Source organism: Ralstonia sp. TCR112, assembly GCF_007997035.1.
Taxonomy (GTDB): domain Bacteria; phylum Pseudomonadota; class Gammaproteobacteria; order Burkholderiales; family Burkholderiaceae; genus Ralstonia; species Ralstonia edaphi.
Map to the genome: position 1 here is coordinate 1 of NZ_VOSS01000235.1, position 520 is coordinate 520.

The following is a 520-nucleotide window of genomic DNA, read 5'->3' on the forward strand; positions in this document are numbered from 1 at the left end:
TCGTGCGGCGCGCTCGTCAGCCACATGGCCTGGACGAATGACTTCTCAGCCGCGCGCAACACCGCGCTGCAGGCCGCCAATGCCGACTGGAACCTCATCCTCGACGCTGACGAATGGCTGGAAAGCGGCGGCGAGCACCTGCGCACGCTCAGCGGCGCAGAGCCGTCCGTGGGCGTGGTGTGCGTCAAGAACGATACCGACGCCACCGAATCCGCCAGCCAGCTGATTGCGTGGATCCCGCGTGTGCTGCCGCGCGGCGTGCATTACACGGGGCGCATTCACGAGCAGCCCGTGTCGTCATTGCCCGCGGCGCGCGTGCCGATCGTGGTGCGCCACGACGGCTATACCGCCGCGAAGATGCAGAAGAAAGGCGAGCGCAATACGCAACTGCTGCTCGATGAACTCGCGCATCGGCCGGACGACCCATACGTGCTGTATCAGCTCGGCAAGGAAACCGAGCTGCATCACGAAGACTACGCAAAGGCCGTGACCTACTACGCGCGCGCCTTCAGCCTGGCGC

At 65.8% G+C, this 520-nt stretch carries 1 pseudogene; it reads left to right on the top strand.

From position 1 onward, the window contains the following. A pseudogene (locus FUT88_RS25565) lies at nt 1-520 on the top strand (glycosyltransferase family 2 protein); the annotation flags it as partial.